The organism is Paenibacillus sp. J22R98 (assembly GCF_059383835.1).
In genome coordinates, this window is the sequence record NZ_JBXENW010000014.1 from 31,492 (window position 1) to 46,855 (window position 15,364).

Annotated in this window: 16 protein-coding genes; 5 read left to right on the forward strand and 11 right to left on the reverse strand. The window is 49.4% G+C overall.

Going from position 1 to position 15,364, the window contains the following annotated elements:
- Window positions 1-1,005: a FecCD family ABC transporter permease gene (locus AC50Y3_RS27835; RefSeq protein ID WP_494821962.1), complete on the reverse strand. Its 1,005-nt coding sequence runs from the start codon at window positions 1,003-1,005 to the stop codon at window positions 1-3.
- Between the two features lie 201 nt (window positions 1,006-1,206).
- Between AC50Y3_RS27835 and AC50Y3_RS27840 the strand changes: the two genes are divergently transcribed.
- The gene (locus AC50Y3_RS27840) at window positions 1,207-2,208 is read left to right on the forward strand and encodes an ABC transporter substrate-binding protein (protein ID WP_494821963.1); all 1,002 of its coding nucleotides are present in this window, start codon (window positions 1,207-1,209) and stop codon (window positions 2,206-2,208) included.
- An 80-nt stretch (window positions 2,209-2,288) separates the two neighbouring features.
- Here AC50Y3_RS27840 and AC50Y3_RS27845 read toward each other — a convergent pair whose 3' ends face one another.
- Window positions 2,289-2,840, reverse strand: a complete 552-nt coding sequence (locus AC50Y3_RS27845) for a DUF2812 domain-containing protein (RefSeq protein ID WP_494821964.1) — start codon at window positions 2,838-2,840, stop codon at window positions 2,289-2,291.
- A 6-nt stretch (window positions 2,841-2,846) separates the two neighbouring features.
- Window positions 2,847-3,179, reverse strand: coding sequence for a PadR family transcriptional regulator (locus tag AC50Y3_RS27850; protein ID WP_494821965.1), 333 nt, complete (start codon window positions 3,177-3,179; stop codon window positions 2,847-2,849).
- A gap of 244 nt (window positions 3,180-3,423) precedes the next feature.
- On the opposite strand from AC50Y3_RS27850, the gene AC50Y3_RS27855 reads away from it, so the two are divergent.
- Window positions 3,424-3,567 (forward strand): hypothetical protein, encoded by a 144-nt coding sequence (locus AC50Y3_RS27855; RefSeq protein WP_494821966.1) that lies wholly within the window; start codon window positions 3,424-3,426, stop codon window positions 3,565-3,567.
- Window positions 3,564-3,938 (forward strand): hypothetical protein, encoded by a 375-nt coding sequence (locus AC50Y3_RS27860; protein ID WP_494821967.1) that lies wholly within the window; start codon window positions 3,564-3,566, stop codon window positions 3,936-3,938. Before AC50Y3_RS27855 ends, AC50Y3_RS27860 begins: the two co-directional genes overlap by 4 nt.
- Before the next feature lie 188 nt (window positions 3,939-4,126).
- On the opposite strand, the gene AC50Y3_RS27865 is transcribed toward AC50Y3_RS27860, so the two are convergent.
- Window positions 4,127-4,519, reverse strand: a complete 393-nt coding sequence (locus tag AC50Y3_RS27865; protein ID WP_494821968.1) for a winged helix-turn-helix transcriptional regulator — start codon at window positions 4,517-4,519, stop codon at window positions 4,127-4,129.
- Window positions 4,520-4,681: 162 nt separating this feature from the next.
- Here AC50Y3_RS27865 and AC50Y3_RS27870 point away from each other — a divergent pair, with 162 nt between their 5' ends.
- Entirely contained in the window at window positions 4,682-5,926 is a 1,245-nt protein-coding gene (locus AC50Y3_RS27870) for an MFS transporter (RefSeq protein ID WP_494821969.1), read from the forward strand.
- Window positions 5,927-5,950: 24 nt separating this feature from the next.
- The gene (locus tag AC50Y3_RS27875; RefSeq protein WP_494821970.1) at window positions 5,951-6,796 is read left to right on the forward strand and encodes an aldo/keto reductase; all 846 of its coding nucleotides are present in this window, start codon (window positions 5,951-5,953) and stop codon (window positions 6,794-6,796) included.
- Window positions 6,797-6,925: 129 nt separating this feature from the next.
- Here the strand turns inward: AC50Y3_RS27875 and AC50Y3_RS27880 are convergent, their stop codons facing one another.
- From AC50Y3_RS27880 to AC50Y3_RS27910, 7 genes are all read right to left on the reverse strand, one after another.
- Window positions 6,926-7,741: a serine/threonine-protein kinase gene (locus AC50Y3_RS27880; protein ID WP_494821971.1), complete on the reverse strand. Its 816-nt coding sequence runs from the start codon at window positions 7,739-7,741 to the stop codon at window positions 6,926-6,928.
- Window positions 7,742-7,871: 130 nt separating this feature from the next.
- Window positions 7,872-8,717 (reverse strand): carbohydrate ABC transporter permease, encoded by an 846-nt coding sequence (locus AC50Y3_RS27885; protein ID WP_494821972.1) that lies wholly within the window; start codon window positions 8,715-8,717, stop codon window positions 7,872-7,874.
- 13 nt (window positions 8,718-8,730) lie between these two features.
- Complete coding sequence (locus AC50Y3_RS27890; RefSeq protein WP_494821973.1) at window positions 8,731-9,633, reverse strand: carbohydrate ABC transporter permease; 903 nt, start codon at window positions 9,631-9,633, stop codon at window positions 8,731-8,733.
- Between the two features lie 88 nt (window positions 9,634-9,721).
- On the reverse strand, window positions 9,722-11,116 hold the full coding sequence (locus AC50Y3_RS27895; protein ID WP_494821974.1) for an ABC transporter substrate-binding protein: 1,395 nt from the start codon (window positions 11,114-11,116) through the stop codon (window positions 9,722-9,724).
- Window positions 11,117-11,271: 155 nt separating this feature from the next.
- The gene (locus AC50Y3_RS27900) at window positions 11,272-12,549 is read right to left on the reverse strand and encodes an extracellular solute-binding protein (protein WP_494821975.1); all 1,278 of its coding nucleotides are present in this window, start codon (window positions 12,547-12,549) and stop codon (window positions 11,272-11,274) included.
- A gap of 27 nt (window positions 12,550-12,576) precedes the next feature.
- Window positions 12,577-13,563, reverse strand: a complete 987-nt coding sequence (locus AC50Y3_RS27905) for a substrate-binding domain-containing protein (RefSeq protein ID WP_494821976.1) — start codon at window positions 13,561-13,563, stop codon at window positions 12,577-12,579.
- 12 nt (window positions 13,564-13,575) lie between these two features.
- Entirely contained in the window at window positions 13,576-15,363 is a 1,788-nt protein-coding gene (locus tag AC50Y3_RS27910; RefSeq protein ID WP_494821977.1) for a cache domain-containing sensor histidine kinase, read from the reverse strand.
- Window position 15,364: the final 1 nt, after the last annotated feature.

Below are 15,364 nucleotides of genomic sequence, written 5' to 3' on the forward strand. Positions count from 1 at the left end.
TTAACGATCCCCCCTTCTGGCAATGTAGACGAAGAACGGAACGCCGATAATTGCGGTCATAATGCCGACAGGCACTTCACCGGGATAGGCAATGAAACGGGAGCCCACATCAGCGACGAGCAGCAATATAGCTCCGAGGAAGGCACAATAAGGGAGAACCCAGCGGAAATCAATGCCTACCACGTAACGTGTAATATGCGGAATAATAATCCCTACGAAAGCGATCGGTCCCGCAATGGAGACTGAACCGCCGGCCAGCAATACAATAATGACGGCAGCTGCGAGTTTTATGTAGACGGTCGTCTGTCCAAGCCCGGTAGCAACATCTTCTCCTAATACGAGCAGATTCATATGACGGGAGAGGACCAGAGTGCCTAGAAGCGCAATCCCCATATAGGGGGCTGCGGTCGTGAAGATGTGCATGTCTCGTCCGGCTACCGAACCTACGAACCAATACAAGACTTGATCGAAGGTTTGACCGCCTGTAAGCAGCACGCCCATCGAAAGGGAAGAGAAGAACGCTGTCATGGCAGCGCCCGCGAGCGTCACCTTCAGCGGGGTCAAACCATCACTGCCGATGGAGCCTAGGATATAGACAAGCAATGCCGTAAATGCTGCGCCAACGAAGGCCAGCGTCGCGAACGTGCCCAGACTGCTTGCGCCGAAGAATGCTGAGCTTACCACAATGAAGAAAGCCGCCCCGGCGTTGATGCCAAAGAGGCTTGGCGATGCGAGCGGGTTGCGGGTAATGCCCTGCATCAATGCGCCTGCTACGGCAAGACTGGCACCGGCGAAGGCGGCGATTAAGGCTCTTGGCATCCTTGCCGTTTGGATGATGAGATGCTCTTGCGATCCGTTATATGAGATGTAAGATTCCAGAATGGTATGCAGGCTTATATTGGAAGTGCCAAAGATAATACTGCCTGACATCCCGATGACGAGAAGGACTAAACAGGCGATTAGACCCAGTACCTTCTGAAAGCGCGTTGTAAGTAAGGTGTTCATAGCTGCCCCATTCCTAGCGTTAGCGTGTGAGATTAAGGTGTAGAAGAGAGTAATTGCACTTTGTCATTCTAGGCGATGAGCTCCTCGATGTCAATGAGAGTGATTCTCAAAATCATTGACATCCGAATTTAACCCTGCTATAGTTGCTAACTGTAAAAGCATTGATAATCATTTTCAAATACGAAAGGAAGTTTTCACGTCATGGCATCCGCTTTGAAGAAGAAGTACACGTGGTCCGTCTCTGTATTGTTGCTTACATTCGCACTCATCTTGTCCGCTTGCGGGCAGTCCGATTCTAGCAATAACGCTAATAATAGCGCGGGTAATTCATCGAATTCGGCAGCGACGAATTCCGAAGAGCATAAAGTCACTCACGCAATGGGAGAGACCACAATTAAAGGAACTCCGCAGCGCATCGTTGTATTGACGAACGAAGGAACAGAAGCGTTGTTGGCACTTGGCGTGAAGCCCGTAGGAGCTGTTAAATCATGGACAGGAGATCCGTGGTATGACCATATCAAAGCAGACATGGAAGGCGTAACGGTAGTTGGTGAAGAAAGCCAGCCGAACGTGGAGCTTATTGCCAGCCTGAAGCCCGATCTCATCATCGGTAACAAGCTGCGTCAAGAGAAAGTGTATGACCAATTGAGTGCGATCGCACCGACGATCTTCTCGGAAACCCTTCGCGGAGCTTGGCAGTCGAACTTCATGCTGTATGCCGGCGCAATCGGTAAAACAACTGAAGGAGAGAAAATCATCAAAGCCTATGATGACCGTGCGGCTGACTTCAAAGCGAAAGCGGGCGACAAGCTGAACGAGAAAGTATCTGTTGTGCGTTTTATGGCCGGTAAAACGCGTATTTACCTAGATGACACGTTTACGGGAATCGCGTTCTCCAAGCTTGGCATTACTCGTCCGGATAATCAGAAGAATTATAAGGATACATTCGTAGAAGAGATCACGAAGGAACGTCTTCCGGAGGTTGATGCGGATCGGTTGTTCTACTTCACTTACGAGACCGGTGATGGCAAAGGTACGGCGATGGAAGAGGAAATGCTGAAGGATCCGCTGTGGCAGAGCCTGAACGTGGTGAAAAACAAAAAGGCGATTCGAGTGAGCGATGCGATCTGGAATACAGCCGGCGGCGTAATTGCAGCGAACTTGATGCTTGATGAGCTGTTCAAAATCTACGAAGTCAACTAATCATAGAAGTCAAAAAAGAGGCTGAGGCGTCCGGAGTAACAGGGCGCAATCAGCCTCTTTTTCTATGTCTATTTCGTAGTTTAGTTCATAAGCTTGTTGATCTTGCTGCCCATCTTCACGTAACCATATAGGAGCAAGGCGAAGAGGAAAATATAGATGACTGCCAGGGGAAATACTACGCCCCAGAATTGGTGGCCGCGAGGCAGCAGGTTCGCCATATTGATCGCGCATAGCCCGATGTTCAAGAGCAGCATCACGCCCATCATGCGTTGGATTTTCTTATAATGTGCGGCAAGCGAATCGCGGTCGGAATACAGACGAGGCACCTCTCCGGGCTGCCACTCTCTGCGAAAGTAGTGCCAGATCCCTCCATAAGAGATGACATACTCCCAGCCTGCATCCCGGTACAGCTCGATATACTCCTGCAGCTTGCCGTTCTTCTTCGTCAGACCCGGCTGATAGTCCAGACTGTAGGTGTAGCGAACCTCTTCATCCCGTACGAAAGTACCGCTCAAGAAACCGGATTTTTGCAGATGCAGACCGCGTGCGGAAAGCTCGTTCATCCAATTTTCTTCATTCTCGTAATCCCAGCTTAAGTTCATCCGATACTTTTTCTCCGTGTTTGGTTTCATCTCGGATCACTCCTTATATGAAATTTGCGCCAGCTGTCCGGCTTTCAGAAGCTCTTCAAGCCGAACCATTTCGGCGGCTACGGCCGCTTTGCCATCCTCTGTGATGGCATACATCTTCCGCCTTGGATCAAGGCCATCCGGTGCGGGGAATGGAATGATGAGCCCTTTGTTCAGCAGGGTGTTAAGTGCCGTATAGAGCGTGCCTGCCCCGATCTTCACGCGGCCGCCGCTCATCTTCTCGGCATCCTGCATAATCCCGTATCCATGAGAAGGCGCTACGTGCAGCGCCACGAGAATGTAATAGAACGCCTCTGTAAGGGGCAAGGAATCTTTGACCATAGGGTTCACTCCTTTCGCATTTCATTATATCGTCAGTCGATATATCTTATACCGATATAATACTACCGGATATATCGGGTGTCAATATAGTTAGGATACAAAAGTTGGAAAATGGGCGAGTCCGCCGCAAGCAGTGGAATTTTTACCGAAATTTAACCAACTATACGCTATCATAGCTATAGCTGATACGCAGAGGCTGAAGGTTTGGTTGTCTAGGAGGAGTCAGAGGAGGCTTAAGGAGGAAGTGGCAGAAGGGGTAGAGCATTATCACCGGATGACGAATAGCGTTGAAATCTGGATCGCGGAACTGCTTATCACTTCTTGCAGACTGCTAAGGAAATGGCCGATTACGCAGGGCATGTGCAAATTGGTGGGGACAGCAGTTTGACGAGGGAAAGTGTCTTCTTCACCTTCCTGCCCGGCCATCTTGTAGTTATGACTGATATCGTCGCTTATATCCTAACCGGATTAGCCGTGCTGGCTTCTTTATTCTGGTTGATGATGCAGCTTCGACAGGGCAGGGTTAAACTTCGCGGAATCGTTGTCGACTCAGGGGGGCTGGTGGGTTCGGTTGCGGCGATGGGCCTGTTTAGCTGGGGTATCGTATTGTTGGTAACTGAGATGATGGGACTGAGCAAAAGAACGAATAATGACAATGTGTTTCTCCGCTTATTCGTTGTGCTTAGTTTGTTCATTCTTGCTGTGATATCCTTCAGAATGCGCAAGCAGTCGCTAGTCGAATGCTGGCCTCGTCTGTGATTGGATTCGGAATATTGCTGCTTTATGTACCGGTGGGCTGACTGGTCTTTGTCTTGTTTATGATACCCATCACGCCGGTTGTTATTGCTTTGAGTGTACTGCCATTTTCGATTCTTACCGCTTTTTTGCATCAACCTATAAGTTGGACTCCAAGTAGCTGCTAAGCAGCAATAATAGCAAAGCCCCCTCTATACGAGGGGGCTTTCTATTTGACTGTCCTTATTATTCAGAATGCTATCCTCCAGCACGGCGGATCGATCGCCATATTCTTTAATAATATGCGTGTCCCCCCAATTGCACAGCGCGTTTAAGATGGATTCCAAGCTCCATCCATAGTCGCTGAGCTCATACTCCACTTTAGGCGGAACCTGATTGTAGCTGATCCGATTCACTATGCCGTCATGCTCCAGCTCTCGCAGCTGCTGCGTTAACATTTTCTGCGTAATGCCCGGCATGAGGCGGCGGAAATCACTGGTTCGTTTCTTCCCGTGTGTCAGATGGCAAAGGATGACGCATTTCCATTTCCCGCCGATCACTTCTAGCGTTGCTTCCACCGAGATGTTGTATTTCTTCTTAAGCAAAGGCTGTTCCTCCCCCAAACTTCGATAGGCACTTTTTAGTACGTATAGCACTTGGAAGTGCCTATATCACCAAAAAGTACGTACTGTTCATATAAGCTTACTTCACCTATAGTAGCACTTACCGGCCGGGAATACCAAACCAAACGAAAGAAGAGATCTCACATGGGTTTCGATAAAAAGAGAAGTACATTAGCCCTGCTTGCGCTCGCCATAAGCGCCTTCGCAATCGGGACAACGGAGTTTATCAGCGTGGGGCTGCTGCCTCTAGTCTCGAAAGACTTGAACATATCTGTGACTACTTCCGCTTTAACGGTAACTATATATGCGCTTGGGGTAACCTTGGGCGCCCCAATACTGACTACCTTAACGTCTAGTATCCCGCGCAAAACCTTGCTGCTATGGATTATGCTTGTTTTTATTGTCGGGAATAGCCTTGCGGCGGGGGCTGGCGGGATTGGGATTTTGCTCACAGCTCGTGTGATATCAGCTTTTGCCCACGGGATCTTCATGTCGATCGGCTCAACGATTGCGGCTGACCTCGTACCTGAGAACCGCAGAGCGAGCGCAATTGCGATTATGTTCTCCGGACTAACCGTGGCGACCGTTACAGGCGTGCCTCTGGGGACGTTAATCGGTCAAGAATGGGGATGGCGGGCTGCCTTTATCGGGATCGTCGTGATCGGTATCATTGCCCTGATCGCTAACCTGATCTTGATTCCTGCGAATATGCGAAAAGGAAGCCGAACGCCGTTTCGCGAGCAGCTCAAGCTTGTCACGAATGGACGGCTGCTGCTGGCATTCTCCATTACGGCAATCGGATATGGGGGCACCTTTGTCGTCTTCACTTATTTATCCCCGTTGCTGCATAATATAACCGGATTTAAAGACACGACGATCGCGGTCATCCTGCTTGTCTATGGCGTGGCCATTGCGATCGGCAACGTCATTGGAGGTAAGGCGGCCAACCGCAAGCCGGTTTCTGCTTTGTTCTATATGTTTATTTTGCAATCCATCGTGCTGCTCGTCTTAACGTTTACCGTTCCGTTTAAAGCTGCGGCGCTGATTACGATTTTCTTCATGGGATTGCTGGCTTTCATGAACGTGCCGGGCTTACAAGTGTATGTCGTGCTACTGGCTGAGCGTTATGCGCCAAAGGCGGTTGATGTCGCGTCTGCTGTCAATATCGCCGCGTTTAACGCCGGAATTGCGATTGGGGCCTTTATGGGCGGCGTCGTGACGGACTCCATCGGGCTTATTCATACCGCATGGGTTGGAGCATTGATGGTGTTCGGAGCGGTTATCTTAACGGGGAGAGCGCGCGTCTTGGAGCGGCGAGCTGAAGCGAACGACTTAACATCTGAATCTGCACCAGCAACAGCATCTACATCAGCATCTACATCCTACTAAACATAAACTCAGGAGGTTTTTCTTATGGTTTCGAAACAGGTACAGGATACAACAACATTACACAACGGCGTTAAAATGCCTTGGCTCGGGCTGGGCGTATTTCAAGTGGCAGAAGGCGATGAGCTTGTCCAAGCTGTCAAAATAGCTATAAAACAAGGCTATCGGAGTGTAGATACAGCGGCTATTTACGGGAATGAACAAAGTGTGGGGCAGGGGATTCGAGAAGCCATTTCGGAGTCCGCGATCACAAGAGAAGAGCTGTTCGTGACGTCAAAAGTTTGGAATGCTGACTTGGGTTACGAAGCTACGCTGGCAGCTTATGAGGCAAGCTTAGCTAAACTAGGCTTGGACTATCTCGATCTCTACCTCATCCATTGGCCGGTGCAAGGCAAATACAAAGAGGCATGGCGAGCGCTTGAAACGCTCTATCAGGAGGGCCGCGTGAGAGCGATTGGCGTGAGCAACTTCCAAATCCATCATCTTGAAGATGTGATGAAGGATGCTGCCGTTAAACCTATGGTGAACCAGGTGGAGCTCCACCCTCAACTGTCGCAGCTGGAGCTTAGACGATTCTGCGCGGAGCATGGCATTCAAATCGAAGCCTGGTCCCCGTTAATGCAAGGTCAATTGCTGGAGCATCCCGTGCTGAAAGAAATCGCAGACACTCATAACAAATCGATTGCTCAAGTGATCCTGCGTTGGGATCTGCAGCATGGAATTGTGACGATTCCGAAGTCGACGAAGGAACATCGCATCGCCGAGAATGCGTCGTTGTTTGATTTTGAGCTCTCGGCCGATGAGGTAGCTCGCATTGATCAGCTGAACCAAAACCTTCGCGTCGGCCCGGATCCGGACAACTTCGACTTCTAAGTTGGGCTGTCTAGCGGAGATATGCGAAAAGGAATGTTGCCATTAGGGCAACATTCCTTTTTCGTTTGGAACTCTCATCGAGAGCAACGGGAAGTAGCCGTAAGAGAGGTACCGGTTACCGCAGTTTCTTTAAGCGTTCGACCAAGCCTCATAATAAGCTTCAATCGTTGGATAGCGATCGTCTTTATCCGCACTTACCGCGCGTAGAGCTGCGAGATATTGTTTCTCGGAAGCCTGCCATTTCTCGATCGAGCGGTCCGTTCCGCCGCCCATCAGTTGAAACGCAGTAGCTCCCATTAAGAAAACATTGGAGCGTTCATCAATCTCGGCGCCCAGCTGGAATTCTTCCGGAGACATATACCGACTGGAGCCCCACATACGCCCCATTGTATTGATTACGGGGCTCTTGCTATATACTTCAATGTCGCAAATCATGGTCCGTTGTGCGCGAAAGTCATACATGATACTGCCATCGTAGAAATCTAAGGCGATATAGCCGCATTTGACGGTATGGATGTGGAATAATACGAGATCCGAGTAGATCGCCAGCTTCTCATCGATCGGCAGCGCTAAGAATTTATCATGAGACTGATATTGCCTGCCCATACACTCGCCCTCGAACCACTCGTAGACGGTCAGATAGCCTCCGGGGATTTCCTTGTGCGCGATCATATCAATGAGCACCGGATGACGTAAATCCTCATAAACAACTACGGTAGATCGAAGTCGAGCAATGGCTTCTTCCGGACTGACATTACTCTCTAGCGTGGCAGCGCCGGCCAGTTTCAAGAACAGCTTCCTGTTCTCGCTCTGAACGCCAAAGCAAAGGTATCCGGAATCTTGTTTATCGAAGACTGCAAAAACCTCGCCATATTCACCTAGAAAGTCAAAGTCAAAATCCGCCTTCAACCCGAAGGATACGCCATCCATATGTCGCGTTATCATTGCTACCTCCTAGAATTTGATGCTCCTCTACTATCCATATATTTTAATTATAGCGGATTCCAGCCTGTAGAAGTGAGAAAAGGACTGTCCCAGATGTCATCCAAGATGACAAGGGGCAGCCCTTTTACTCTTATTTAACGGCGCCAGCGGTTATACCGCTCGCGATTCGACGCTGGAAGATGATATACATGAACAGAACAGGCACGATCGTGATGAGCAAAGCAGCGAATAGGGGACCCCACTCGGTACGGTACTGCATCTCCGCTCGCATGACACCAATCTCAACAGGCAATGTATACTGCAGGGGATCATTAACGAGGATCGTACCTACGATATACTCGTTCCAGATGTTCAAGACATTGATGATCGCGATGGTGATCAGCCCCGGCTGCGACAATGGCAGCATGACGCGGAAGAACGTTCCGAAATAAGAAGTACCATCGACGATAGCGGCTTCTTCAAGCTCCTTCGGCAGCGATTTGAAGAAGCCGACGAGTACGAAGATCCCGAAAGCAAGCAAGCTTGAAGCATAGACGACGATCAATCCGAGCTTCGTATTAATCAAATGCATCGAATTCATTAAGAAGAACAAAGGAATAAGTGCAAGCACGAACGGAATCATCATGGAAGAGATGTAGAGCAGATACAGCATGTTGCTGCCTCTGAACTTATATCTCGCCAGCACATAGGCCGTCATGGCCGATAGGATAAGGCCGAGCCCCGTGGAGCCCACTGTGACGACCAGTGAGTTGATGAAATAGGTGCCGAAGTTGTAGTTTCTCCACACATAGGAGAAATTCGACCACAGCAGCGGGAATTCCGGCAAGGACCACGGCGCATTGCGGAAGAACTGCTCATTATTTTTCAAAGCGTCCAGGAGCGTCCAAAGAAGCGGGTATAAGACCGATAGGCCCCATACGACAAGGATCCCATAGAAGAATAGTTTAGCGACTGGATTTCTTAAGCCTACAATCATCTCGAAGTCCTCCTTAACTCATCTCGACGGTTTCGTGGCGCATTAACCGCTGAAGTACGATTGTCGTCATTAACGACAAGATCAAGATGATAAATCCGATCGAAGCACCATAGCCGAAATGATACTGGCGGAATGCCATTTGGTATAAATAGGAGCCCATAACCTGCGTGCTGTTATCCGGACCGCCCTCCGTCATGATCCACACAATCACGAACGAGCCGTTAAGCGTCGTCATCATGATATTGAGCGTCGAAACTTTAATTTGCTCCCAGACGAGCGGAAGGGTAATGTTGCGGAATTGTCCCCATTGTCCCGCGCCTTCCAAGCTGGCAGCTTCGTAATAGGAGTCCGGAACGCTCTGGATCGCGGCGATCAGGAGAATCATATAAAATCCGATACCGGCCCAAATCGCCGGAGGCAGCAGCATCCAAATCGTGTGATTCGTAAATCCAAGCCATGTAATCGTGACCTGTTCTTTCGTAAATAACGACAGAAACGCGTTCAAGAAACCGATTTGCGGATTATATATGAAGTTCCACAATACGCCGATAACGACGACGGAAATAACATTCGGAATGAAGAAAATCGAACGGAAGAACCCTGACAGCCTAAAGCCAAACCGGGTAAGTGCTACTGCGAAAAAGGTGGCGATCGTCATAATGCCGATAACCTTGCCCACTACCAGAAAATAATCGTTGCCAATCGCTCTCCACACAATGGGATCGTGAAACAATTCCTTGAAATTATCCAAACCGATAAAGGTTTTATGATGCGACATGCCGGACCAGTCAAAGAAAGAGAAATACAACCCTTGCGCAACCGGATAAATCGTAAATACCCCAAAGAACAATAGAGTAGGGATAATGAAGGTTGCGATGAATACATTACGCTGCCACTTAGTCGTTCTATGAGTCATAGTGCCTGCCATCCCTCCGAGTAAATTCGCAGAGAATGATCGAGGCGGCTGCCCCGATCACCCTCCGCGTTAAGCCTCTGAAGGCTTATTATTTACTTACTTTTTTCACTACGTCAGTTACACGTTTGACCCACTCTTCAGGGGTGATTTTGCTAATTGTAAGTGCATCTGTTGCATCCATCATCGCTTTATCCACGTCCGCATTATAAGTGATCGTCGGGATAACGACTGTGTTTGGATCTGTTAGGTATTTCGCGGCATCTTTAACGAAGTTCGGCGCGTTGGATGCGCTGATATCGCCTTTGATGTTGGAAGGCGCGCCGCTAAGCTCTGCCCATTGGGAAGCTTGGGCTTTAGAGAAGATGAATTGCAGGAATGCCTTCGCTGCATCTTTGTTCTTCGCGTCCTTAGCGATCGCTACTGTTGCTGTCGAAGTATTCGCTACAACTTTGCCGCCTGCATCCTGCGTTACAGATGGAATGAAGCCGAAGTCGAAGCCATCCGGAATGTCTTTGGACATTTCGTTAGGCAGCCAGAGGCCGTTCGGGATAAAGGCATCCTTGTTTTGCAGGAAGAGCATTTGCGAATCGGTGTGGTTGATTTGAATCGACGCCGGATCGATGAAGCCTTTGTCGCGCAGCGCTACGATTTTGTTCAAAGCCGTAAGTACGGCAGGGCTTTCGAAAGCTTCTACTTTGTTGGCCGCCATGTCTTGAAGAATTGTGAAATCATTGTTGTTAGCCGAAACGATGGCCGGGTAGAGAATCGATCCGTTGATGTAGTACGGATATTTACCTGTATGGATAAATGGATTAATGCCGGCTGCTTTGATTTTGTCGCTTGTGTCTAGGAAGGATTGGAAATCGGTAGGCTCAGTCCAGCCTTTTTCTTTGAACAAGGCTTTATTCCAGAACACGCCCCATGAGTTCAGTACGAGCGGGATGTTGAATACTTTACCGTCGAACTGCTGTGCAGGCTGTGCCAAAATGTCGGTGATCAGATCGCCGTCAATGTTCTTGGCATCCTTCAGCCAGTCGGTCAAATCTTCGAGTTGGCTATCTTCAACCATCTGGCGGTCGTTCAAGCCAGCGCCGTCGATGTAAACGAAGTCAGGCGGGTTGCCTCCGATCCAACGCGGTTTCATTTGCTCGTTTATTTGCGGACCGCCGGACTGTTTGATTTTCAGATCCGGGTTAGCGGCTTGGAAATCATTGATAACTTGTTTCCACCATTTGTCGCCGTATCCGCCAACGAAATATTGAATTTCGAAGTCGCCGGTCAATTTGGCAGTTGTATCTGTAGTTGTGGTGTTCGTGCCGGAGTTCGAGTTGGAGGCCGTTGTGTTCTCTGAGGTAGCAGCCGTCGTATTTTCGGTAGTCGAGCCCGCAGCCTCGTTGTTATTCTTGGAACCGCATCCTGTTAGCGATACGGCAGCCAGAATGCTGGCCAGACCGATTGCAGCCATTTTTTTGTTCATGGTCATAAAAGCAAACCCTCCCAATATATGATGATTTACGCTTTCTTTGGTGTTCGCAAGTGAACGCCAGCGCTTGTTTTCATCATAAGGTGGGAGGGCTTAAGTCTCTATCGAATATCTTCCACGAATTCTTTATTTTCTTCTTTTCTTACTATTCGGCTTTATCGGCCGCTCTTGGTTTCGGCAAATTGCTGCAGCTTATCCAGCGCGTCCTTCGGAGTAAGATGCTCGTAGAGTACGGCATTCCCCATCTTGCGGGCATAGTCCAGAACAGCTTGCCAGGCCGGCTCTCTGACCGGATAGAACATCGCTTTGCTCAGCGCATCGAGATTGCCCTTCATGACGTTGTCTTGCATGGACAATTGGCTGCCTACCGTGCTTGTGACGGGGAGCAGGCCTTCACGCTTGATCATATCGCCATAAGCCGAATCGTCGTATAGAAAATCCAGAAACTTGGACAACGCTTCCTTGTTCGTATGATCGGTCTTGAACGAGATAAGCACGTCCTGCACGGCAAACGTTATCGGAGGCTGTCCGTCCTTCACGGGGATCGGACCTTTGTCCCATTTGAGCGCGGGAAATTCCTTCGGCACGACAGAGGTAAAATAATTGCCCGAGATGAGCATGGCAAGTCCGCCGCCGCCCAGAATCCGCTGCTTCTCATCGCGCGTCGTAACGGTCGGCTCCGGGTCAGTTAATCCTTTATCGAACATATCCTTAAGGAACGTCAACCCCGCGACATTCTCGGGAGAATTGATCGTCCATTTGCCATCCTTGGTCCACGACCCTCCGGCTCCATAGAAGAAATAAGAGAGATACGCCTGCGTCTCATTGTCCGTCAAATCAACGCCGAAACCATCTGCAGCGCTTGTCGCTTTGATTTGATGCGCCGCTTTCTCGAGCTCGGACCAAGTGGTAGGCGGAGCCTTAATACCGGCCTTCTCCAGCAATTCCTTGTTGTAGTAGAGATTCCGCGTCGAGGCTACATACGGTAAGGCGAATTGCACGTTGTTCATCTGATCCATCGCCACTAAATTCGGGTAGAGCCGGCCAGCGAGCTCCTTCGAAATAATCGTACCCAAATCGTTGAGCATCCCATCTTGGGCGAAATGAGCATACACATTCGTATTCAGCAGATCCGGCGGTTGGTTTTTGCTAATCATCGTCGTATAGATGCCATCTAGATTGTCCCAGTTCGCGACCTGAAGCTCGACGTCGATCAGAGGATTCTTGATTTCGAAATCCTTCACGAGCTTCTCTAGGAACGGCTTCGTTTCTGTACTGTATTCGGCGGCAACGAACCGAATAAGCGCTCGTTCCTCCTTGGGAGGAGGGGAGGGCTCTTCGCTTGATGACATACAGGAGGAAAGGATAACGGATAGGAAGATGGCAGAAACAGCTGCCTTCGAATAATGTGCGGGACGGAAGAAGACGGTCATACGCGGCTCACACCCTTCTCCTAAGTTTTATTTGTTCTCTATGAAAGGAAACAGCAGCTTCTGATTTTCCGGCAAATACATATTCTTGCGGTTGATTACATTCGATTCGATGTACGTAACGGGAGCCGTATTCGTGCCTTTAATCAAACTTAAGGCCTTCTTCACGCCGAGATATCCCATATTAAACGGCTTCTGTACGATGACCGCATTCAGGACGCCTTCCTCCAGCAGCTGGATTTCGTAGAAGGAGCTATCGAAGCCGATCAGCTTGATCGCGCCGGCTTTGTTCTGTTCCTTCAACAATTTGGCTACGCCTATAGTCGCGGATTCGTTCATCGTAATGAATGTATTAAACGACTGATCGCCGGCCAGCAGCTTCTTGGCAATCTCATAAGCTTTATCCTCGGACTGTTCGCCGTAATAAACCCCGACAATGCTGTTCTTATAGCGCTCAAGGGCATGCTTCAGCCCCTCCAGCCGCTCCTTGGAAATCGTGGCATCTGCATGATCGCTAATGATCGCGATGACAGGTTTCCTATTCGTCTCGTTTATGGCGGTTTCTCCCGCTAGTCGCCCGGCCTCTACATGATTGTTAGAGACAACAACGGGGGCTGGCTCCATCTTAAGCGGCGTATCGATCACGACTAATCTAATGCCCTCGTCACGGATTTGTTCGAATAAAGACGCCATGCGATCATCCACATAAGGTGCCACCACGATCGCTTGCGGCTTCTCCCTGATCGCCTCTTCCAGCACATGAATCTGCTCATCCACATCGCCTTCTTGCAGCGGGCCCTGGACGTTAAGCGCGAGCCCGTTCTCTTTGGCAGCTGCTTCCGCTCCTGCGCTGACTGCTTGCCAGAAATCGGATCGGACATTTAAGGACTTCAGTACGACCGTAATACTTTTCTCGTGATGGGTCGATACGCTAAATAGCTTGTAGTAGAAAATAGAATAAACAGCAGCAATGAAGAGTACGAGCGCGAGCCCTATCGTAAATCTTTGCCTAAACATAGCATTCTCCCTTTAGCTGAGTTTCGGGATCGAAATCGAAACGCAGGTGCCGACTTCAATTTCGCTGCGAATTTGGATGCCGTATTCATAGCCGAAATACAGCTTGATCCGCTCGTTGACATTCCTGATCCCAATGCCTTGATTGCGGGGTTCCCCCTCGACGGGGATCAGGAGGCGTTCCGCTTGTTCCGGTGTCATCCCGAAGCCGTTATCCTCGACCTCGAACACGATTTTATCATCCGTCTGCCAGCCGCGAATGGTGATGATGCCGTCATTGATGCCGTATTTATTGCGAATGCCATGATAAATCGCATTTTCAATCAAGGGCTGAAGTAAGATCTTTAAGGTTTTGAAGCCCAGAATCGACTCATCAATCTGGATGTCATATTCGAGCTCCTCATAGCGCATCTTCTGGATGAGCAAATAGTTCGTAATATGTTCAATCTCCACGCGGACGGGCACTAGCTCCTGATCCTTCGTGATGCTCGCCCGGAATAGCTTCGCCAATGCCGAGGTCATCAGAACAACTTCTTCATGCTGTTTCTGCTCTGCCATCCATACGATGGAATCCAGCGTGTTGTATAAGAAATGGGGATTAATCTGCGATTGCAGCAGCAGCAGCTCGCTCTTCCTCTTACTCTCTTGATTTAGGATCGTCTCTTCCATAAGAGACTTGGTTCGACTGACCATCATGTTGAAAGACCGTCCGAGCTGTCCGATCTCGTTCATTTGCCCGATTTCCGTCTGAATGTCGAAGTTCCCTTTCTCCACTTGCTTCATATCGGATTGCAAGACTTTGATCGGCTTCGATAAACGGTGAGAGAGCCAAACCGAGATGAGCAGGGAGATCGCCAGTCCGCATAAGGAATATAAGAGGATCGAGTTTCTTAAATCATCCTTGCTCGCAATGAGATCGTCTGTGTAGGCGACGCCGGCGATTTTCCAGCCGAAATTCGTATCCTGCACGGAATAAATCCGTTTGCCTTCGCCGTCATTCACGACGAACGAGCTGCCGCTGGAAGCTTTGATGACATCGGCGATTCGCTCCGTCCGCAGCTTACTATCGATCAACTGCTGCTGCGGGTGATAGACGATGTTGCCGCTATTGTCCACGATGAAGAGGTAACCCTTCTTGCCTAAGTCGATATTTTTGCAAATATCGTTGATGATGCTCAAATTCAGATCGACTAGGAAAACGCCTTCCGCCGTAATCCCATCCGTGCTCTTCAGCTCCCGGCTCAAGGAAACGACCCAGCGGTATTCGTTCTGGATAATGTTCTGCACATGGGGCGAGGAGATGACGGATTTGCCGCCTTCGCTCTTCGCCATCTGGAACCAGCTCTGATCGGACAGCTTCATATTGGGATTCAAATTCGTGATTCGTCTGTCGGATACGAAACGTCCATTGTAGCCAAAGACCATAATCGAAGCGATGTCATTGCGTGTGTACAAGATGGCTTGGAAGAGATCGGATATGCGCTTCTCGTAGATCCGGCGATCCTCAGCGCTAATGTATGAATTGTCGGATATGTAGTACTTCACGTCCTTGTTCGTCAAGGCGAGCAAAGAAATGTTCTCCATGTTATCCACATAAGACTGAATATTCATGTTCACTTGCTTAATGATTTCTTCGATATACCCCTTGGAGTTTCGCTCAACCGCATCGACCGACAGCTGGTAGCTGATTAAGCTCGTCAGCACGATTGCCGCGAGAATGAGGAGAGAGAACGCCAAGGAAATATTCGATTGAATGCTCTTTAACGGGAACAGGGGGATTCTTCGCGCACGTTCACTTGGCATC

Coding starts and splice junctions, on each gene's coding strand:
- AC50Y3_RS27840 (WP_494821963.1), top strand. CDS start 1,207: ATGGCATCCGCTTTGAAGAAGAAGTACACGTGGTCCGTCTCTGTATTG.
- AC50Y3_RS27875 (WP_494821970.1), top strand. CDS start 5,951: ATGGTTTCGAAACAGGTACAGGATACAACAACATTACACAACGGCGTT.
- AC50Y3_RS27885 (WP_494821972.1), bottom strand. CDS start 8,717: ATGATTGTAGGCTTAAGAAATCCAGTCGCTAAACTATTCTTCTATGGG.
- AC50Y3_RS27910 (WP_494821977.1), bottom strand. CDS start 15,363: ATGCCAAGTGAACGTGCGCGAAGAATCCCCCTGTTCCCGTTAAAGAGC.
- AC50Y3_RS27850 (WP_494821965.1), bottom strand. CDS start 3,179: ATGGTCAAAGATTCCTTGCCCCTTACAGAGGCGTTCTATTACATTCTC.
- AC50Y3_RS27845 (WP_494821964.1), bottom strand. CDS start 2,840: ATGAAACCAAACACGGAGAAAAAGTATCGGATGAACTTAAGCTGGGAT.
- AC50Y3_RS27895 (WP_494821974.1), bottom strand. CDS start 11,116: ATGACCATGAACAAAAAAATGGCTGCAATCGGTCTGGCCAGCATTCTG.
- AC50Y3_RS27835 (WP_494821962.1), bottom strand. CDS start 1,005: ATGAACACCTTACTTACAACGCGCTTTCAGAAGGTACTGGGTCTAATC.
- AC50Y3_RS27870 (WP_494821969.1), top strand. CDS start 4,682: ATGGGTTTCGATAAAAAGAGAAGTACATTAGCCCTGCTTGCGCTCGCC.
- AC50Y3_RS27905 (WP_494821976.1), bottom strand. CDS start 13,563: ATGTTTAGGCAAAGATTTACGATAGGGCTCGCGCTCGTACTCTTCATT.
- AC50Y3_RS27900 (WP_494821975.1), bottom strand. CDS start 12,549: ATGACCGTCTTCTTCCGTCCCGCACATTATTCGAAGGCAGCTGTTTCT.
- AC50Y3_RS27880 (WP_494821971.1), bottom strand. CDS start 7,741: ATGATAACGCGACATATGGATGGCGTATCCTTCGGGTTGAAGGCGGAT.
- AC50Y3_RS27890 (WP_494821973.1), bottom strand. CDS start 9,633: ATGACTCATAGAACGACTAAGTGGCAGCGTAATGTATTCATCGCAACC.